At 70.2% G+C, this 18,490-nt stretch carries 22 protein-coding genes and 1 tRNA gene; 12 read left to right on the forward strand and 11 right to left on the reverse strand.

Going from position 1 to position 18,490, the window contains the following annotated elements; genetic code table 11:
* The first annotated feature begins 64 nt into the window (after positions 1–64).
* Entirely contained in the window at positions 65–736 is a 672-nt protein-coding gene (locus tag UG56_RS17430) for a class E sortase (RefSeq protein ID WP_256206707.1), read from the forward strand.
* A 98-nt stretch (positions 737–834) separates the two neighbouring features.
* Here the strand turns inward: UG56_RS17430 and UG56_RS17435 are convergent, their stop codons facing one another.
* Complete coding sequence (locus tag UG56_RS17435; RefSeq protein WP_045547864.1) at positions 835–1,659, reverse strand: class II glutamine amidotransferase; 825 nt, start codon at positions 1,657–1,659, stop codon at positions 835–837.
* Positions 1,660–1,694: 35 nt separating this feature from the next.
* Between UG56_RS17435 and UG56_RS17440 the strand changes: the two genes are divergently transcribed.
* Genes UG56_RS17440 through UG56_RS17460 form a run of 5 tightly spaced genes read left to right on the forward strand, consistent with a single transcriptional unit; the run spans position 1,695 to position 5,721 of the window.
* Positions 1,695–2,834, forward strand: coding sequence for a carboxylate-amine ligase (locus UG56_RS17440; RefSeq protein WP_045547865.1), 1,140 nt, complete (start codon positions 1,695–1,697; stop codon positions 2,832–2,834).
* A 34-nt stretch (positions 2,835–2,868) separates the two neighbouring features.
* Positions 2,869–3,534 (forward strand): methyltransferase, encoded by a 666-nt coding sequence (locus UG56_RS17445; RefSeq protein ID WP_045547866.1) that lies wholly within the window; start codon positions 2,869–2,871, stop codon positions 3,532–3,534.
* A 1-nt stretch (position 3,535) separates the two neighbouring features.
* Positions 3,536–4,471: an iron-containing redox enzyme family protein gene (locus UG56_RS17450; protein ID WP_045547867.1), complete on the forward strand. Its 936-nt coding sequence runs from the start codon at positions 3,536–3,538 to the stop codon at positions 4,469–4,471.
* Positions 4,468–4,689 (forward strand): CDGSH iron-sulfur domain-containing protein, encoded by a 222-nt coding sequence (locus tag UG56_RS17455; protein ID WP_045547868.1) that lies wholly within the window; start codon positions 4,468–4,470, stop codon positions 4,687–4,689. The genes UG56_RS17450 and UG56_RS17455 overlap by 4 nt, the downstream gene beginning before the upstream one ends.
* Before the next feature lie 12 nt (positions 4,690–4,701).
* Positions 4,702–5,721, forward strand: coding sequence for a DNA topoisomerase IB (locus UG56_RS17460; protein WP_045547869.1), 1,020 nt, complete (start codon positions 4,702–4,704; stop codon positions 5,719–5,721).
* Positions 5,722–5,728: 7 nt separating this feature from the next.
* Here the strand turns inward: UG56_RS17460 and UG56_RS17465 are convergent, their stop codons facing one another.
* From UG56_RS17465 to UG56_RS17475, 3 genes are all read right to left on the reverse strand, one after another.
* Positions 5,729–6,403, reverse strand: a complete 675-nt coding sequence (locus UG56_RS17465) for a DUF6766 family protein (protein WP_045547870.1) — start codon at positions 6,401–6,403, stop codon at positions 5,729–5,731.
* A 94-nt stretch (positions 6,404–6,497) separates the two neighbouring features.
* Positions 6,498–6,893: a hypothetical protein gene (locus tag UG56_RS17470; RefSeq protein WP_045547871.1), complete on the reverse strand. Its 396-nt coding sequence runs from the start codon at positions 6,891–6,893 to the stop codon at positions 6,498–6,500.
* Positions 6,894–6,902: 9 nt separating this feature from the next.
* A complete protein-coding gene (locus tag UG56_RS17475) occupies positions 6,903–7,457 on the reverse strand; it encodes a Dps family protein (RefSeq protein WP_045547872.1) in 555 nt (184 codons plus the stop codon).
* A gap of 64 nt (positions 7,458–7,521) precedes the next feature.
* On the opposite strand from UG56_RS17475, the gene UG56_RS17480 reads away from it, so the two are divergent.
* Positions 7,522–7,983 carry a DUF3817 domain-containing protein gene (locus UG56_RS17480; protein ID WP_045547897.1) on the forward strand — a complete coding sequence of 154 codons (462 nt, stop codon included), beginning with the start codon at positions 7,522–7,524 and terminating at the stop codon, positions 7,981–7,983.
* A 27-nt stretch (positions 7,984–8,010) separates the two neighbouring features.
* Here the strand turns inward: UG56_RS17480 and UG56_RS17485 are convergent, their stop codons facing one another.
* Positions 8,011–8,445 carry a winged helix-turn-helix transcriptional regulator gene (locus tag UG56_RS17485; RefSeq protein ID WP_045547873.1) on the reverse strand — a complete coding sequence of 145 codons (435 nt, stop codon included), beginning with the start codon at positions 8,443–8,445 and terminating at the stop codon, positions 8,011–8,013.
* 100 nt (positions 8,446–8,545) lie between these two features.
* On the opposite strand from UG56_RS17485, the gene UG56_RS17490 reads away from it, so the two are divergent.
* From UG56_RS17490 to UG56_RS17500, 3 genes are read left to right on the forward strand one after another with little or no spacing between them, the layout of a single operon-like run.
* Positions 8,546–9,241 carry an SDR family oxidoreductase gene (locus UG56_RS17490; protein ID WP_045547874.1) on the forward strand — a complete coding sequence of 232 codons (696 nt, stop codon included), beginning with the start codon at positions 8,546–8,548 and terminating at the stop codon, positions 9,239–9,241.
* Positions 9,241–10,035: a thioesterase family protein gene (locus UG56_RS17495; protein ID WP_045547875.1), complete on the forward strand. Its 795-nt coding sequence runs from the start codon at positions 9,241–9,243 to the stop codon at positions 10,033–10,035. Before UG56_RS17490 ends, UG56_RS17495 begins: the two co-directional genes overlap by 1 nt.
* Before the next feature lie 37 nt (positions 10,036–10,072).
* Positions 10,073–11,239, forward strand: coding sequence for an acetyl-CoA C-acyltransferase (locus UG56_RS17500; protein WP_045547876.1), 1,167 nt, complete (start codon positions 10,073–10,075; stop codon positions 11,237–11,239).
* Between the two features lie 54 nt (positions 11,240–11,293).
* Here UG56_RS17500 and UG56_RS17505 read toward each other — a convergent pair whose 3' ends face one another.
* The 3 genes from UG56_RS17505 to UG56_RS17515 form a co-directional block, all read right to left on the reverse strand.
* Positions 11,294–11,848 carry a hemerythrin domain-containing protein gene (locus tag UG56_RS17505; RefSeq protein WP_045547877.1) on the reverse strand — a complete coding sequence of 185 codons (555 nt, stop codon included), beginning with the start codon at positions 11,846–11,848 and terminating at the stop codon, positions 11,294–11,296.
* A 68-nt stretch (positions 11,849–11,916) separates the two neighbouring features.
* Positions 11,917–12,315 carry a DUF5709 domain-containing protein gene (locus tag UG56_RS17510; protein ID WP_084101218.1) on the reverse strand — a complete coding sequence of 133 codons (399 nt, stop codon included), beginning with the start codon at positions 12,313–12,315 and terminating at the stop codon, positions 11,917–11,919.
* Between the two features lie 59 nt (positions 12,316–12,374).
* Positions 12,375–12,611, reverse strand: a complete 237-nt coding sequence (locus tag UG56_RS17515) for a hypothetical protein (protein ID WP_143055086.1) — start codon at positions 12,609–12,611, stop codon at positions 12,375–12,377.
* 118 nt (positions 12,612–12,729) lie between these two features.
* On the opposite strand from UG56_RS17515, the gene UG56_RS17520 reads away from it, so the two are divergent.
* Both UG56_RS17520 and UG56_RS17525 read left to right on the forward strand, forming a co-directional pair.
* A complete protein-coding gene (locus UG56_RS17520) occupies positions 12,730–13,251 on the forward strand; it encodes a cupin domain-containing protein (protein ID WP_071327178.1) in 522 nt (173 codons plus the stop codon).
* 228 nt (positions 13,252–13,479) lie between these two features.
* Positions 13,480–15,567, forward strand: a complete 2,088-nt coding sequence (locus UG56_RS17525) for a multicopper oxidase family protein (protein ID WP_143055087.1) — start codon at positions 13,480–13,482, stop codon at positions 15,565–15,567.
* Positions 15,568–15,620: 53 nt separating this feature from the next.
* Here the strand turns inward: UG56_RS17525 and UG56_RS17530 are convergent.
* The 3 genes from UG56_RS17530 to UG56_RS17540 all read right to left on the reverse strand — a co-directional run bounded on the left by UG56_RS17530 (position 15,621) and on the right by UG56_RS17540 (position 18,458).
* A tRNA-Asn gene (locus UG56_RS17530) sits at positions 15,621–15,693 on the reverse strand.
* A gap of 66 nt (positions 15,694–15,759) precedes the next feature.
* The gene (dnaG, locus tag UG56_RS17535; RefSeq protein ID WP_045547880.1) at positions 15,760–17,643 is read right to left on the reverse strand and encodes a DNA primase; all 1,884 of its coding nucleotides are present in this window, start codon (positions 17,641–17,643) and stop codon (positions 15,760–15,762) included.
* A gap of 11 nt (positions 17,644–17,654) precedes the next feature.
* A complete protein-coding gene (locus UG56_RS17540) occupies positions 17,655–18,458 on the reverse strand; it encodes a carbon-nitrogen hydrolase family protein (RefSeq protein WP_045547881.1) in 804 nt (267 codons plus the stop codon).
* Positions 18,459–18,490: the final 32 nt, after the last annotated feature.

Raw genomic sequence — 18,490 nt, forward strand, 5'->3', positions numbered from 1 at the left:
TCAGAGCGGACGCCGACGGCGGCGAACGCGACCGGTGTCGGGAAGGGCTGAGATGCTTGAGTCGATGTCCACCACAACACAGGCCCGGCGCGGCCGCCGGCCCGTCTTCTGGGCCGGGATCACCCTGGTCCTCGCCGGGCTGGCGGTCCTCGGCTACGTCGCCTGGGAGTTCTACGGGACGACCTACGTCAGCAAGCGGCACCAGCACGACGCGACCTCGAAGATCGAGAGGGCGTGGGGCTCGGGACGGACCGAGGTCAGGACCGAGTTCGGGTCGGCGAAGGCGCTGATCGAGATCCCCCGGTTCGGGAAAGACTACCGGATCCCGGTCCTCGAGGGCACCTCCGATCGTGCTTTGGGCGCCGGTTTCGGCCACTTCGACGGCACCGCCGGGCCGGGTGAGGTGGGCAACTTCGCGCTCGCCGGCCACCGGATCACCCACGGCGAACCGCTCCGCAACCTCCCCGAGCTCCGCGAAGGCGACAAGATCCGGGTGCTGACCAGGGAGATGACGTACGTCTATGCCCTCACCAGCGACGGCGACGACCTGGTCGTGCCGTTCGCCTCGGTGTGGGTCACCGACCCACTTCCCGACAACCCCGAGCCGGGCGGGGTCGAGCCGGCCCAGAAGAAGGGACAGCGCCTGATCACCCTGACCACCTGCTCGGAGCTCTTCCACACCGACAACCGGATGATCGCCTTCGGCAGGCTCGTCGCCGAGAAACCGACGCCGTAGGACGGTCGGCAGGTCCGGCCCTGAATGAAAGTGGTCCGGATGGGGTACCTCTCGGCATGACCGAATGCACCCCACAGCAGACGGGCGAGACGCCGTTGTCAGTCGTGGGCCCGCATCGCGTCGGCGCCGAGCTGCGCGATCGGATCGAGCCTGGTGACCTCCCGGGTGGCCAGGTCGACCATCACCGCGGTGTCCGCGGGCACCGGCGTCCAGCCGGGCTGGTCGAGACCGCTCGAGACGATCTCGAGGCCCTGGTCGGTCCGGCGGTAGTCCATCGCGAAGTACTCCGTGGTGTGCCGCGGCGGGATGTCGCCCTCGTCGTCGAAGAGCTCGCGCAGGGCCCGCAGCGGCGAGTCGGCTCGCGAGTTGATGTGGATCGCGAACATGTGGGTCGGGGTCAGCATGAGCGCGTTCAGGCTGCAGCGCGGGAACTTCCGGACCAGCGTGGCCAGCGCCCGGCTGACCCCCTCGGCCTCGTCGCCGTACTTCTCGACGGTCTGGTGGACGAAGTGGAAGTAGCGCTCGCTGTCGGTGTCGCCGCGCAGCCGCTGACGCGACTCCGGGGTCAGCAGCGCCTCGAGCTCCGCGATCGGCGAGATGTGGCCGTTGTGCGCGAAGGCGGCGCCGTCGGTCAGGAACGGGTGGGTGTTCTCCGGACGTACGTCGAGGCCGCCCGTCGCCCAGCGCAGATGCACGAACCCGGCATCCGAGAGCGGGGTGTCGACGAGTCTGCGGTAGGTCTCGTCGACCTGCGCCGAATGCGGCGAGCTCGTCGTCCGGGTGCCCTCGGGCGTGTGCCACGCCATCCCCCAGCCGTCGGCGTGCACGGAGGTGAGCGAGGTGAACGCCCTCAGGCCCTCCTCCCCCAGCAGATCGGCTACGGCGCAGGGCGAATCCGTCACATATCCGAACAGACGACACATCGTCGAGCGGCTCCTTTCAGAGGCAGGTGCGAGCGTTGACCAGAGACTCCTCGAGCAGTACCCACGACCAGGTCAGGACAGTCGGCGTCGAGGAGGAGCTCCTCCTCGTCGACGCCGAGACCGGCGTCCCGCGGTCGGTGGCCAGCGAGGTGCTCCGGGTGGCACGTCGGCGCGGCGACACCGACGGCCGGGCCGGCGAGCCCGGCGGCTCGGTGGGACCGGAGATGCAGGAACAACAGGTCGAGACCGACACCCCTCCGGAGGAGTACCTCGGGCTCCTCGAGCAGGACCTGCGGCGGTGGCGCGACAAGGCTCGTGCGGCCGCCACCGAGGCGGGCGCACTGATCCTGGCCAGCGGTACGACCCCGTTGCCGGTGCGTCCCCGGACCTTCGACGACGAGCGCTATGCGGCGATCACCGAGCAGTTCGGGCTGACCGCCAGCGAGCAGCTCACCTGCGGCTGCCATGTGCACGTCTCGGTCGCCTCCGACGACGAGGCCGTGGGGGCGCTCGACCGGATCCGGGTCTGGCTGCCCGTGCTGCTCGCGGTGAGTGCCAACTCGCCGTTCTGGCAGGGCGCCGACTCGGGCTACGCGAGCTACCGGTCCCAGGCGATGACGCGGTGGCCCACCAACGGGCCGACGGAGATCTTCGGCACCGGCCAGGCGTACGCCGACCACCTGCGCCTCCTCGTCGAGACGGGGGTGCCGCTGGACGAGGGCATGGCCTACTTCGACGCCCGCCCCTCCCGCAACTACCCGACCCTCGAGATCCGGGTCGCCGACGTCTGTCTCGACACCCGCGACGCCGTGCTCGTCGCCGCCCTCGCGCGGGCGCTGGTCGAGACGGGGGCCTGGGAGTGGGAGCAGGGCCGGCCGGCCGATCCCGCCTCGGTCGCCGTGCTCCGGCTCGCCATGTGGCAGGCGGGCCGGCACGGGCTCGCCGGCGAGCTGCTCGACCCGAAGACCCATCGGCCCAGACCGGCCCGCGAGGTGGTGGACCACCTGATCGAGCACGTCGCGCCGGCGCTGCGTCACACCGGCGACCTGGTCCGGGTCGAGCAGGGCATCAGCCGCGTCTTCACCGCCGGCACCGGCTCCCAGACCCAGCGCAGGATCCACGCCGAGGAGGGCCGGCTCGACCGGGCCGTGGTCCGGCTGGCCGAGCTCACCTGAGCATCCAACCCCCAAACAGGAGGCATCTGCTGTCATGATCCGATTCGGGCAACTCGACATCGACTTCGACGATCGCGTGCTGACCCCGCGTACCTGGACCGTCCGTCAGTCCGAGTGGGCGGCCGAGCTGTCCGCGGAGCTGCCGGACGGGCCGATGCTCGAGCTGTGCTCGGGCGCCGGCCAGATCGGGCTGCTCGCGGCCGCGCTCACCGGCCGCCGCCTGGTGTGCGTCGATGCCGACCCGGTCGCGTGCGCGTTCACCCGCGCCAACGCCGAGCGCGCCGGGGTGTCCCACCTGGTCGAGGTACGCCACGGCAGCATGGAGCACGCGCTCGACCCCGACGAGCGCTTCGTCCTGGTGATCGCCGATCCGCCGTGGGTGCCGTCCGCCGAGGTCGGCCGCTACCCCGAGGACCCGCTCCTGGCCATCGACGGCGGCGCCGACGGGATGCGGGTCGCCGAGATGTGCGTGACGACGACCGCCCGGCACCTCTCCCCCGGCGGCTCGGCCGTTCTCCAGCTCGGTACGCCCGCGCAGGCCGATCGCGTGCTGGAGCTGGTCGAGGGCGGCGACCTGAGCGTCGAGGAGGTCCGCGACTCACCGGGCGAAGGCGTACTCGTGCACCTCGCCCGGGCAGCGGTGCCGAGCATGACGCGCCCGGCCGCGGGGTACCGAGAGCTCGAGGGAAAGGTGGGCTGAGATGCTGCCGAAGTCGCGTGGCACCCTGAGTGCCGCTGTGTTCAACGCGCTCCAGAGTGGCGCGACCGCAGGCCTGGAGCCCGCTCCGGAGTCCGACGAGGACGCGCAGATCGCGTTGTGGGCGCTCTACGAGCTCCACTACCGCGGCTTCGAGGAGGTCGATCCCGACCTGGAGTGGGACGCGGACCTGCTGCGTCTGCGCCGCGGCCTGGAGAGGCCGTTCGAGGCGGAGCTCCAGCGACGCTGGGCGCAGAGCGACCTCCACGCGGATCCCGAGCTGGACCTGGCCCGCCTGATCGACGGGCACGACGGCCCGTCGCTGGCACGGTTCGTGCAGCGCAAGGCGGATCGCGAGCAGGTGCTCGAGATCCTGCAGCACCGCTCTCTCTACCATCTCAAGGAGGCCGATCCGACCAGCTGGGTCGTGCCCCGCCTCGACACCCGGCCCAAGGCCGCGATGATGGAGATCCTCTTCGACGAGTACGGCGACGGTGACCCGAACCGCCTGCACCACCATCTGTTCCGACGCGGCATGGAAGCGGCCGGCCTGCGCACCGACCACGCCTGCTACGTCGACGAGGCACCGGTCGAGATCCTCGCGATGAACAACGCACTGTCGCTGTTCGGGCTCCACCGCCGGCTCCGCGGAGCGGCGCTCGGCCACTTCGCCGCGTTCGAGTCGACGAGCTCGGTGCCGTCGCGACAGCTCGCCCAGGGCCTACGCCGCCTGGACTTCCCCGAGGAGATGGCCGCCTACTACGACGAGCACGTCGAGGCCGACTCCGTCCACGAGCAGGTCGCCCGGCGCGACGTGTGCGGCGCGTACCTCGAGGAGAACCCGAGCGATCGCGACCTGCTGTTCCTCGGCGCCTTCACCTGCCTCGACCTGGAGGCTCGGTACGCCCGAGCCATGCTCGCCCGGTGGGATGCCGCATGAGCGACTTCGAGCACGCCTCGATCGTGCTGTGCCCGGCCGGACCGATGCTCCTGCGTGGGGAGCACGAGATCCAGGACGCCGACGGCAAGACCCATCGCACGGTGCGCCCGGTCAGTGCGGTCTGCATGTGCGGCGGGTCGGCGATCAAACCGTGGTGCGACGGTACGCACCGGCTGATCGCCGCGAAGGCGCGCGGCGACGACGAGACCGATGGGTGAGAGGAGCCCGCGGTGGTTCGACTTCGTCGGGTCTCGGCGGAGGAGCCGGGGTGGACCCGCCGGCGCGCGGGTCGGGGCTTCGTCTACCTCGACGAGTCCGGGAACCGGCTGCCGGAGGATGCGGCGGCGCGGATCCGCGCCCTGGCCATCCCGCCCGCCTGGGAGAACGTCTGGATCTGTCCCCGTGACAACGGGCACCTCCAGGCCGTCGGGACCGACGCCGCCGGCCGCCGCCAGTACCTCTACCACCCCGACTGGCGGGCCAAGCGCGACCAGGAGAAGTTCGACCGGGTGCTGGAGCTCGGGGCCGTCCTCCCCCGCGTACGCGAACGGGCGGAGCGGGATCTGGCCACCACCGGGATGAGCGATGCCCGAGCGGCCGCGCTCGCGCTGCGGCTGCTGGACCTGGGGTGCTTCCGGATCGGCAGCGACGCCTACGCCGACGACAACGGCGGCTTCGGCCTGACGACGCTGGAGCGTCGCCACGTGCGCAGACGGGGCGACGCCTACGTCTTCGACTTCACCGGGAAGTCGGGCGTCCACCACACCATCAGCATCGACGACCCGCTCTCGGTGGAGGCGATCGCGCAGCTGCGTCGCCGGCGTGCCGGGTTCGAGGAGCTCCTCGCCTACAAGCAGGGCCGGCGGTGGCAACGGCTCACGCCGGCCATGGTCAACGACTACATGCGTGAGCTGAGCGGCCTGGAGGTGTCGGCGAAGGACTTCCGGACCTGGCACGCCACCGTGCTCGCTGCCCTCGCCCTGGCCGAGGACCCGCACGCCTCCGGGCGGGCGACCCCGACCGCGAGGTCGCGTCGCAAGCAGCAGGTCGCCGCGATCAAGGAGGTCGCGGAGTACCTCGGGAACACGCCGGCGGTCGCACGGAGCTCCTACATCGATCCGCGGGTGCTCGAGCTGCACGAGCAGGGGCGCACGATCCGCGTACGCGGCGGCCTGGGCAAGGACCCGCGGGCACGTCAGGCCGCGGCAGAGCGCGCCGTCCTGCGCCTGCTGGCGCAGGACGACGCCTGACCGCTCCTCAGCCTTCGACGCCGGTGGCCTCGTGGGAGGAGCCGACCGGCTTGCTCTCCGGTGATCCGCGCTGCCTGAGGTAGATCGCCAGGACGGCCATGGAGCCGACCGCCAGGAACTCCGACTGCCAGTTCTGCAGGGTGCGCGCCCAGAAGTCGGAGTGCAGCAGATAGGAGCCCCAGGTGATCGGGTCACGCAGCTGCTGCAGCCTGACCTCGTTGTACGAGGCCCACCCGGCCACCGACTGGACCATCCAGGAGAGCAGGAAGATGACGCCCATGGTGATACCGAGCGACCGGGAGTAGAGCGCGGTCCGCAGACCGCCGACCCGGGCGAGCTTGGGCGAGTCGTCACGGGCGTACGCACCGACCCGCTGCTTCTCGTCGGACTCCTGGCCCGCGTCCCCGAGCGGCTTGGACTCCGGGGAACCTCGTTGCACCAGCCAGACGGTCAGCATGACGTAGAGGAGGAACTGGAGATACTCGCTCTGCCAGTTCTCCGTGACATCCACGGCGAAGCTGGCCGAGGTGAGGTAGCCACCCAGCGTGATCCGGTCGAGGCCGTCGGCGAACAGCTCATCGTTCAGCTGGTGCCACCCGGCGATGGCCTGGCCGGCGAGGCTGCCCAGGAAGAGCACCCCGAAGGCGAGGCTGAGCGAGTTCTCCTTGAGGAACCGGCGCATCGCTCCCCCTCACCCGTGCCTCAGCGCGAGCACGAACGTGTAGAGCAGTCCGATGCCGATGACCGCCAGGTAGGCGGCGTACATGATTCGCATCTCAACCTCCGTGCAGCGCGCAGTCGTAGGGCTTCGGCGGCTGCGGGGTGCAGCCGGCCGCGTGCAGCAGCCAGTCGTCGGCGAACCGGGTCAGGAAGAGCGTCTCGCCCTGGAAGCGGACCTCGGCCATCGTCCCGAAGACGTCCACGCGATCGAGAGCACCCGGCTCGGGCAGCTGCTCCTCGGGCAGCGCCTCGGAGCAGGGCTTCTTGGCGGCTGCCTCCAGCTCGGTCCGCGTCTCCGGGGCGAGCAGCGCGCACGCGCCTGCCCAGTCCTGCCCCTTGATCGCGTCATGGAAGGAGGCGACGCGGTCACGTACGGCGTCCTCCTGCCCGGAGGCACACCCGGTGAGGATCATCGGGAGAAGCAGTGCCAGCGTCGTGAACCACCACCGCATCGGATCTCCTCAGTCGCGGGCGGCCCGTGCCGCACCGGCCTCCGTGGCTTCGCCGCTGGTCTGCAGCTGGCCGCCCTGGTCCTCCAGGTGGGCACGGACGAACCAGTGGAAGAGCTCGAGCTGCTCGGTCTGGCCGATCAGGATGTCCTGGGTCACCAGGTCGAGGTCCTCGAGGGCCTTGATCGCCTTGCGGTAGGACTCGATGACGCCGCGGTAGGTGACGTCGAGCGCGGCGAGGTGCTCCTGGGTGGTGGCGCGGCCGATGCTGTAGTCGTTCCACTCACGCTCCTCGACCAGCGCGCCCGGGGTGCCTCGCGGGGCACCACCCAGGGTCGCGATGCGCTCGGCGAGCGCATCGGCCATCGCGCGTACTGCGTCGACCTGGGGGTCGATCATCTCGTGGACCGCGATGAAGTGCGGGCCCACGACGTTCCAGTGCACGTGCTTGAGGGTGAGCTGGAGATCGTTCGCGGCATGCAGGCGCGACTGGAGCAGGTCGATGGTCGTCCGAGCAGCGCTCTCGTCCATGCCCGGGATCGTGTAGTGCAGCGTGTCGGTCGTCATGGCCAGATCGGTACCCGCACCCGCTCGATTCATACCAGCACAGGGGTGCGAATAAACTTTGCGCGTGCCCGCCCTTCTCAGCTCGCCGTCCCGTGTGTTCCGGATCGTCGCCACCGCCGAGGCGGTGACCTGGACGGGCCTGCTCGGCGGCATGTTCCTGAAGTACGTCACCGAGACGACCGAGCTCGGCGTCAGCATCTTCGGGATGCTGCACGGGATCGTCTTCATCACCTACTGCGTGACGACGGTCGCGATCGCGGTCGACCAGCGGTGGTCCTTCGGACGGCTGGTCGCCGGGCTCGCCTCGTCGATCCCGCCGCTGCTGACCCTCTGGTTCGAGCGCTACGCCGAGCGCCGCGGCCTCCTGGCGCCGTCGTGGCGGCTCATCGAAGAGTCTCCGGCCCGCGCCCTCGAGCGCCCGCTCGCCTGGCTCCTCCGCAATCCGGTACGCGGCCTGGCCACCGGTCTCGCGAGTGTCGCCGCGCTGACCGTGGTCGCGCTCGTCGCCGGGCCGCCGGTCGGCTGACCTCCGCCGCCGTTCTGCGCGGTCGGATCAGCTCACGGCGGCGGCGATCTCGACCTCGCCGCTGCGTACGACCTCCCCGCAGGCCTTGCAGGCCAGCACGGGGTGGAACTCCGCGCCGCAGGAGTGCTCGAACCTGAGCGGCGGGCCGTCCTCGCCGGCCAGGTGACGGTCCCCGAACTCGCGCATCGCGGCGATGATCGGCCCGAGCGAGCGCCCGAGCTCGGTCAGGTGGTACTCGAACCTCGGGGGACGTTGCTCATACTGGACCCGGGTCACCAGTCCGTGCGCCTCGAGGCTGCGCAGGCGATCGGTGAGGATGTCGCGCGGCCCGCCCGTGAACCGGACGATCTCCTCGAACCGGCGACTTCCCAGGAACAGCTCGCGGACGACGAGCAGGGTCCACTTGGAGCCGACGAGCTCGAGCGTCCGCGCCACCGAGCACTCACGTACGTCCGTCTTCATGGTTCGATCCTAAACGAGTTGGAAAATCAAACCAACCCGAGTACGTTGGAAAAACCAACCCACAGGCAACGGCGCCCGCGCCGTCGAACAGGAGAACCACATGCCCACTCTCGCGAACGCGGTCGTCCTGGTGACCGGGGCGAACGGCGGCCTCGGCACCCACTTCGTCAACCAGGCCCTGGAGCGCGGAGCCGCCAAGGTGTACGCCGCCGCCCGCACTCGCCGCGAGTGGGGCGACCCCCGCATCGTGCCGCTGAAGCTGGACGTGACCGACCACGACTCGGTCGCAGAGGCGGCGGCTCTCGCGGGGGACGTCACGGTCCTCATCAACAACGCGGGCAGCTCGAACGGCGCCCGCGTGACCGGTGACCTGGGCGCCGTGCGCGACCTCTTCGAGACCAACTTCTGGGGAGCCCTCGACGTCACCAACACCTTCCTGCCGTCGCTGCGCGCCAGCAAGGGTGTCGTGCTCAACGTGCTCTCGGTCCTGAGCTGGTACGGCATCGGCGACGCCTACAGCGCCACCAAGGCCGCGCTCTGGTCGGCGACCAACACCCAGCGCCTCGCGCTGGCCGGCGACGGCATCCACGTCGCCTCCCTGCACCTGGGCTACACCGACACCCCGATGACGGCCCGCATCACCGAGCCGAAGAACGACCCGGCCGACGTGATCCGCAGCGCATACGACGGACTCGAGGGCGACGCGTACGAGATCCTCGCCGACCAGGTGAGCGCCGACGTCAAGGCCGGTCTCGCTCAGCCGATCGAGGCGCTCTACCCGCAGCTGAGCCGCTGATGACCGGCGATCTCGAGGCCTTCTACCTGCCGACCGACGACGGCAACGTCTTCGAGTCGACCCCGGCGACGGCCAGCCCCTGGGACCACTCGCTGCAGCATGGTGGCCCTCCCGCCGCGCTGCTGGCCCGGGCGGTCGAGTCGGTGCGTACGGACCCAGGGCTGTCGATCGCACGGTTCACGGCCGACATGCTGGGCGGCATCCCGCAGGGCACCATGCGCGTGGAGGCACACGTGGTCCGGCCGGGCCGCCGCGTCGAGCTCGTCGAGGCCTCGCTCTGGGCCGGTGACCAGCTCTCCGTCAAGGCGAGCGCCTGGCTGATCCGGGCCACGCCGGGCTCGACCCGCGAGCACTGGGATCCGGCGAAGAAGGTCCCCGACATCCCGCCGGCCTCCGCCGAGCGGTTCTTCGAGGGGGTCAGCCCCGACTGGGGCTACGGCCGCGCCCTCGACTGGCGCTTCGTCAGCGGAGGCTACGAGCCCGGCCCCGCGACGGTGTGGGCGCGCCTGCGGATCCCGCTGGTCGCCGGCGAGGAGACCTCCCCGGTGCAACGGCTCCTCACGCTGGCCGACTCCACCAACGGACTGTCCGGCTCGCTGCCGATGAGCTCGTGGTACTTCATCCCGCCGACCGTGACCGTCACCGTCGAGCGGCCGCCGACGAGCGAGTGGATGCTGCTCGACGCCCGCAGCACCATCGGCCCGGACGGTATCGGGCTGGCCCAGGGCGACATGTCCGACGAGCACGGCAGGTTCGCCGTGGTCACCCAACCGCTGATGGTCGCGCCCCGCTGATCATCGGCCCACCTCTCGCACACGAAGGAGAACCACCATGCCGAACGCCGTGATCGTCGACGCCGTCCGTACGCCCGTAGCCAAGGGCAAGCCCGGCGGCGCCTACTCCGAGATCCATCCCGTCGACCTCCATGCCCACACCCTCGCGGCGCTGGTCGACCGCACCGGCATCGACCCGGCCGTCATCGACGACGTGATCAGCGGCGCCGTCGGGCAGGTCGGCGAGCAGTCCGGCAACACCGCCCGCTGGGCGCTGCTCGCCGCCGGGTTCCCGGAGTCGGTGCCCGGCGTGACCGTCGACCGGCAGTGCGGCAGCTCGCAGCAGGCGCTCCACTTCGCCGCGCAGGGAGTGATCGCCGGCGCCTACGACGTGGCCATCGCGTCCGGCGTGGAGTCGATGAGCCGCATCCCGATCGGGTCGCAGTTCCTGGGCAAGGACTTCGCCGGCCCCCAGGTGAACGCTCGCTACGACGGTGGTCTGGTCCCGCAGGGCATCTCGGCGGAGCTGATCGCCGACAAGTGGGACCTGTCCCGCACCGAGCTGGACGAGTTCGCGGCCGAGTCGCACCAGCGGGCCGCGACGGCGTGGAAGAACGGGCACTTCGACTCCCAGGTCACCTACGTCAACGACCTCCGCATCGACGAGTCGATCCGCCCGGAGTCCACGACGGAGTCGCTCTCGGGTCTGCGACTGGCCTTCAAGGACGAGGGCTCCGTGGCCCGGTTCCCCGACCTCGACTGGCGGGTCACGGCTGGCAACAGCTCGCCCGTCAACGACGGTTCCGCCGCGATCCTGGTCGCCTCCGAGGAGGCCGCGGCGCGACTCGGCCTGACCCCGAGGGCGCGGGTCCACTCGTTCGCGGTCGCCGGCGACGACCCGATCTTCATGCTCACCGGCATCATCCCGGCGACCCGGAAGGTGCTGGCCCGCGCCGGCCTCTCCATCGACGACATCGACGCCTTCGAGGTCAACGAGGCGTTCGCCTCCGTCGTCCTCGCCTGGCAGAGGGAGACCGGCGCGGACCTCGCCAAGGTCAACATCAACGGCGGTGCCATCGCCATCGGGCACCCGCTGGGCGGCTCCGGCGCCCGCCTGATGACCACGTTGCTGAACAACCTGGAGCAGACCGGCGGCCGCTACGGCCTGCAGGTGATGTGCGAGGCCGGCGGTCTGGCGAACGCCACGATCATCGAGCGGATCTGAGGTCCTGGTGCCGGGGCCTTGGGCGGGGCCCCGGCACCAGGATGCCGGTCGCGGTCAGCTGTCGGCGTGCTGGTCGAGCTCGCGGCGTAGGGCTTCCTTGTCCTTGTCGCCCGCGGGGATGTCCGCGTTGGCGGCCTGGCGGCGCATCTCGTCGCGCGTGATGTCCTGGGGCATCTCGCCGAGGTGCTCCTGCCGGCTCTTCAGGAAGGCCTGACCAAGCTCGGCACGGCGCGCGTCGTCGAGGCGGTCACGCATGCCGGGCAGCACGGTCTTCTCCTCCTCCTCGACATGGTGGCTGACCGCATCGACCACCTCGGCGAGCTTGTTCTCGTACGCCGTCGAGTAGGGGTCGCACTCGCTGAGCTCGGCGAGGAGACGGTCTGCCAACAGGTGCTCCTCCTGACTGTGCGCGACATCCTCGGCCTCACCCGCCTCGTCGCGGGCGACCGGGTAGACCTCGGCCTCCTCGGCACGGCTGTGCGCGGACAGGAGCGTCACCAGGACCGGGGTCAGCCCGGCACGTACCTCTGGTTCTAGCTCCAGCTTCTCGAACAGGGTCTCCACCTCGCGGTGGTCCTGCATGATCAGGTCGGTCACATCCTCGGACATGGCAGCTCTCCTCTGCACTGATAGGGATCCGGCGCCTCGCCGGTACCCCCGAAGGCGCGGGATCAGCCTCAGTCAGGCGGCTCGTCGACGATGTGCACGGCCGCTTCCTCGGCCGAGGCGCCGGCGCCGTCGATGCCTTCGTCGTGTCCGATGAGCGTGCCCTCGTCGTCCTCGCGTACGCCCTGATCGGGGCTGGTGAGGCGGCCGGATCGGGCCTCGCCCACCTCACCGGTCACCGGCCCGTCCAGGATGTCGGCGTCGGCCTCGGCCTCGGCTTCCTCCCAGACCTCCGGCTCCTCCTGGGCGCGGCGTTCGTCGATGGTCTCGCCCTCGATCTCCTCCCGAGGCGTGACCCCCTTGGCGTTGACACCCCGCGGGCGCTCGGGCGGGGAGTAGCCCTCGTCCAGGACGTCGTCCACGCCGCGGTCGTCGAGGGTGTCCTCTGGCTGCAGCTGCTCTTCACTCATGACTCGACCGGTGCCCGCCGACCGGGCCGGCATGCACCGAAACCGTTCCCACTTCGGCGTCAGGCGGGACCGCCCTCGCCGCTGTGGTCGGCGAGCAGGTCGACGTCGACCTCCTCCTGGTGCGAGATCTTCTCCGTCACGAGCGCCGTCTGCTCCTCGGTGAGGGTCACCCCAGCCTCGCGCAGCGCCTTGTCCAGCTCGTCACGGATGGTGCCCTCGGGCGCGGTCTCCTGCCATGCGGTGACCCGCTCGACCACGCCTCGAAGTGCCTGTACGCGGGCAGAGTCCTGGTTCATCTCAGTCATCCGCACGCGGTACCCGGCCTCGTCGACGACATGCAGTGCCCGATCGCTCCCTTCTGCCTACGATGAAGCTCGAGCTGCCACCCGCCAGTCAGCCAGCGAAGGGAGCATGATGTCTGCCACCCACGTGCCCGCCGGTTCCTCCGACGACGACTTCATCCGTACGCCCAGCGGCGTGCTCGTCCCTGCCGAGATCGACCAGTTCCACCGGCATCTGCACCACATCGCCCCCAGTTCGCTGATCGAGGAGACGACGCAGACCGCCGGGATGCGCCGCGCCGAGGCGATCAGCGGCAAGACCGTCGGCGCCCGCAACCTGTGGATGGGCGAGGCCCACGTGCCCGCCTCCACCGCCTCGGCCAACCACCACCACGGCGACTCCGAGACCGCGATCTACATCGTCTCCGGCCACCCGGTCTTCGTCTTCCTCGACACCGAGGGCGACGAGCCCGTCGAGACCCGCATCGAGACCTCCCCCGGCGACTACGTCTTCGTCCCCCCGTGGGTGCCCCACCGCGAGGAGAACCCCGACCCGGACTCCGAGGCCGTCGTCGTCCTGGCCCGCACCACCCAGGAGGCCATCGTGGTCAATCTCGAGGGCCTGGACTGGTCCGAGGTGCGCCTGAAGCGCTGACGTCGGCCTGGGCGGGTGAGCCCGCGGGGCCGACGTAGCCGAGCGTCCCGATGGCCTTTTTTGGGCATTGGCGAGGATGTGCGTCCGTCTTAGCCTTGATTTGTCACCCCTGTCGACCGCCACGTTCACGCGGGGCGCCTGCGCGGATTCGACGTACTCGGAGGGTCTCAACACCAACGCCGAAGTCGGGGGAAGCGCATGATCATCCACCGTGCTGTGGGTCGGTCGATGACCCGTCGCACCTTCATCAAGGCGGCGGGTGCGGCCGGCACCGGCTTCGTCATGTACTCCTACCTGCCGGGCGGCACGCTCCGGGCGCTCGCCGACATCCCGGGTGGGACGCTCGCGCCTGTCTCGGTGCCGAAGTACCGGACTCCGCTGCTCATCCCGCCGGTCATGCCACGGGCCGGTGTCCTCACCAGTCCGGGCGGCAAGCCCGTGGACTACTACGAGATCTCGATGCGGCAGCTCTCGCAGCAGATCCTGCCGGAGGGAATGCCGGCCACGACGGTCTGGGGATACGGCGCCGTGAAGTCGGAGAGCAGACGGGGCCTGCTGATCCACCACGCGCCGTCGCTGACGATCGAGGCGAAGTGGGGTCGCCCGGTCCGGGTCAAGTGGATCAACGACCTGCTGGACGAGCAGGGTAGGTATCTGCCGCACCTGCTGCCGGTCGACCCGACGCTGCACTGGGCGAACCCACCGGGAGGGACAGCGGGTCGCGACGAGCGGCCACCGTTCACCGAGACACCCGGTCGCTATACCGGTCCGGTGCCGATGGTGACACATGTCCACGGTTCTGTCGGGGTGGGCGACGAGAGCGACGGCTACCCCGAGGCGTGGTACCTCCCGGCGGCGACCGACATCCCGGACGACTATGCAACCAAAGGAACCTGGTACGACTTCTTCGCCGGCAAGGCGTCGGCATCGTTCGGGGCCACATGGGGTCCGGGCTATGCGACGTTCCAGTACCCGAACACGCAGCGCGAGTCGACGATCTGGTACCACGACCACACCCTCGGCATGACCCGACTCAACGTATACGCCGGGCCCGCCGGCTTCTTCCTCATCCGCGGCGGGCCCGCCGGCGACCGGGCTGTGCTCGACGTCCGCACCGGCAAGCCTGCCGTGCTGCCCGGCCCTGCACCGAGGGACGGTGACAGCTTCCCGCCGAACAAGACCTACTACGAGATCCCTCTCGCCGTGCAGGACCGGTCGTTCAACACCGACGGGTCGCTCTTCTACCCCGACACCCGGGAGTTCTTCGACGGTGTCACCGGGCCCTACATCCCGGACAGCGAGTTCTCCCCGATCTGGAACCCGGAGTTCTTCGGCAACATGATCATGGTGAACGGCAACACCTGGCCGTTCCAGGTCGTCGAGCAGCGGAGATACCGGCTGCGGTTCCTCAACGGGTGCCAGTCCCGTTTCCTGATCCTCGACTTCAGCGACATTCCGGGCGTCGATGTCTGGCAGATCGGCAACGAGGGTGGCTTCCTGGCTGCCCCCGTCAACCTGACAGCGGGATATGACAACCACCTCCTGCTGGGACCGGCCGAGCGTGCCGATGTGATCGTCGACTTCACCAACGTGCCGGTGGGCAGCTACGTACTGGGCAACATCGGTCCTGACGAACCGTTCGGCGGCGGCATTCCCGGCGAGGACTTCGAGCCCTCCGACCCCGAGTCCACCGGCCAGGTCCTTGAGCTCCGGGTTCGCCCCGCCGTGGCACCCGACCCGACCACCCCACCTCAGTACCTCGTTCTGCCGGCCATCACGCCGCTCCCACCCGCCTCGACGACCCGGCCCTTGGCCATGATCGAGAAGTCCGCCGTCGGTGCGGGTGAAGAGGGTGAACCGCCCGAGCCGATCGAGATCGAGGGCCCGGTCGAGGCCCAGCTCGGCAACGTCATCGACCGGTTGCCGGTGTCACGGCCCTGGGCACACGAGATCACCGACAACCCCACGCGCGGCAGCACCGAGGTCTGGGAGTTCTACAACACCACGGCCGACGCTCACCCCATGCACGTGCACGAGGTCGCCTTCCAGGTGGTCGACCGCGAGGAACTGGTCCTGGACGAGGAGGGCGAGGTCGCGCTGCCGCTTCGGCTGAGCGGCAGCGTCACGCCGCCCGAGGCCGGCGAGTCGGGCTTCAAGGACACCGTCATCGCCTACCCCGGCCAGGTCACCCGGCTGAAGGCGCAGTTCAACAACGCCGGCCAGTTCGTCTGGCACTGCCACATCGTCGAGCACGAGGACAACGAGATGATGCGGCCCTACCGCATCGGCCCACGGCAAGACCGCCAACCAGACTGAGGAACAACGAACTCCGCCTGTCCTGTTTCACCAGGTCAGACGGAGTTTTCTTGCTCCCCCGGTTGGACTCGAACCAACAACCCTCCGGTTAACAGCCGAATGCTCTGCCAATTGAGCTACAGGGGAATTGCACCTTGCGGCGCGGGTGAAACCTTAGCAACCCGGAAGCGGCGATCGGAAATCGGCAGGCCCTCATTCGGCGACGAGGTTGCGGAGGCCGCGGCGGTGCTGCTCGAGGGCGGCCAGCTGGGCGAAAAGACGGTTGTAGCCCTCGGGGTCGGCGCCCGCATCGGCGCGCTGCAGACGGCTCTTCACGTCGGCGATGCGGCGCTGGTCGAGGAGCTCGAGGAGGCGTACGACGTATTGCAGGACGTACGCCGAGTCGGGCTCCTTCGCGGACGGGATCGGCTCCACGGCGAGCTCGGCGAGGATGCGGCTGACGAGCGGGTCGGAGGCGGCGGCGCTGAGCTTCTGGGCCCAGGCGGGGTCGCCGGTGCCGGCGCCGGGGCCACCGAGGCCGGCGATGGTCTCCCACAGCGCCCGGTAGAGCGGGTGGGTGAAGGCCTCGGGGGTGATCTCGCCGGTGGTGCGGCCGAGGGCGACCGGGTGCTGCACGAAGAGCTTGAGGGTCTCGCGCTCGACCGCGAAGCGTGGCTCGCGCGGGTGCGGCATCGGGGGGCGCCGCGGGGCAGCCGGCACCTCCGGGGACACAACCGGCTCACGCCGTGACGGAGCAGCCGAGGGCGCCGGGCGACCGGCGGCGCGGCGTACCTCTCGGGCGGCCTCGTCGGGGTCGACGCCGAGGAAGCGCGCCAGGTCCCGGGTGAAACCCATCTTCTTGGACTCGTCACGCACGGAGGCGACCAACGGGGCCGCCTCGCGAAGAGCATCGATCCGCCCGTCGGCGCGGTCCAGGTCGTACTTCGAGGCGACGTTGCGCAGCACGAACTCGTAGAGCGGGACGCGGTTGGCGAGCAGCTCGCGGACGGCCTCGTCGCCCTTCTTGATCCGCAGGTCGTTGGGGTCGAGGCCGTCGGGCTCGACGGCGACATAGGTCTGCGAGGTGAAGTTGCCGTCGCCCTTGAACGCCTTCAGGGCCGCGGCCTGGCCGGCGGCGTCACCGTCGAAGGTGAATACGACCGCGCCGCGCAGCTGCTGGTCGTCGGAGATGAACCGGCGCAGCACCTTCGCGTGATCGTCGCCGAACGCGGTGCCGCAGGTCGCGACCGCGGTGGTGACCCCGGCGAGGTGGCAGGCCATCACGTCGGTGTAGCCCTCCACGATCACCGCCTCGCGGGTGCGGGCCATCTCCTTGCGGGCCAGGTCGATGCCGTAGAGGACGTGGGACTTCTTGTAGATCGGCGTCTCGGAGGTGTTGAGGTATTTCGCCTCGATGCGGTCGTCGTCGAAGAGCCGGCGCGCGCCGAAGCCGATGACGTCGCCGCCGGACTCCCGGATCGGCCACATCAGCCGGCCGCGGAACCGGTCGTAGTGGCTGCGTCCCTGGGCGACCAGACCGGCGGTGACGACCTCCTCGTCGGAGAACCCGCGCGCCCGCAGGTGGCGGTAGAGGTCCTCTCCCCCGCGCGGCGAGAACCCGACGCCGAAGTGCAGCGCGGCGTCGCGGTCGAAGCCCTTCTCGGCGAGGAACTGGCGCGCGACCACGGCGTCGGGGGTCAGCAGCTGCTCGGCGTAGAACTCGGCGGCGACCTTGTGGGCCTCGACCAGCTTGCCGCGACCGGGGCCTCGCCGGACCGGCGCCTCGTCGCCCTCCTCGCGCTGGACCTGCACGCCGACCTTGTCGCCGAGCCGCTCGACCGCCTCGAAGAAGCTCAGCCCGTCGAGCTTCATCACGAAGTCGATGACGTCGCCGCCCTCGCCGCAGCCGAAGCACTTGTAGAACCCCCGGGAGGGGTTGACGTTGAAGGACGGCGACTTCTCGTCGTGGAACGGGCACAGGCCCTTGTAGGTCCCCGGCCCGGCGCGACGGAGGGTCACGTACTGGGAGACGATGTCGTCCAGGCGCGCCTTCTCGCGCACCTCTTGGATGCTCGTCTCCTTGATGCGGCCCGCCACGAGAGTGAATCCTACGGGGCAGCAGCGACGGTGAGGGTACGCCGTGGGCCCAGGTCCGCCCGGTGGTCGGCCCACATCCGTTGCTCGTCCCGGACCCGCGCCACCTCGGCCGGGTCGATCGTGGCGACGACCATGCCGGGCGTGGTGTCGTCGAGACGCTCGAGCGGCCGGCCGAGCGGGTCGTAGACGGCCGAGCCGCCGATGAGGCCGAGCGGCCCGCCGACGAGACCGGCGAAGGCGACGTACATCGAGTTGTCCAGCGCCCGCGCGGCGTAGTGCAGGTCGCGCCGATGGCCGCCGCCGGGGAAGTAGGCGCCGGTGTTGAGGTAGAGGATCGCGCCGTCGGCGGCCGCCGCGGCGGCGTGCTCGGGAAAGTTGGCGTCGTAGCAGACCGACAGCGCCACCCGGACGCCGTCGATCTCGATCGTCGTACCGTGCTCGCCGGGCTCGAAGCGCTCGACCTCCGGCGGATAGAGATGCTGCTTGTCGTACGCCGCGACCGGCTCCTCCCCCGGTGCGATCACCAGGCTGGTGATCGCCGGTCGTCCGGCCCTGGCGAGGGGCGAGTTGAGCACGAGTACGGCGCCGGTCTCGTCGACCGCGGCCTGCGCCGGGGTGAGCCAGGCGGTGTCGTCGAGCGTGGGCAGCGGGCCGTCGAAGGCATCGAGGTCCCACGAGGTGGTGAACGTCTCCGGCAGCGCGACCAGGCGAGCACCCTTCGCGGCGGCCTCCCGGACCCGTTCCGCCGCGGTCGCGACGTTGCCAGCGACCTCTCCCGGCACCGCGGTCTCCTGAACAACTGCGACCTGAAGCACGGGGCGACGGTACCTCGGGCGGGGTAGTCCGG

This window comes from Nocardioides luteus (assembly GCF_000960475.2).
In the GTDB taxonomy this organism is placed as follows: Bacteria; Actinomycetota; Actinomycetes; order Propionibacteriales; family Nocardioidaceae; genus Nocardioides; species Nocardioides luteus_A.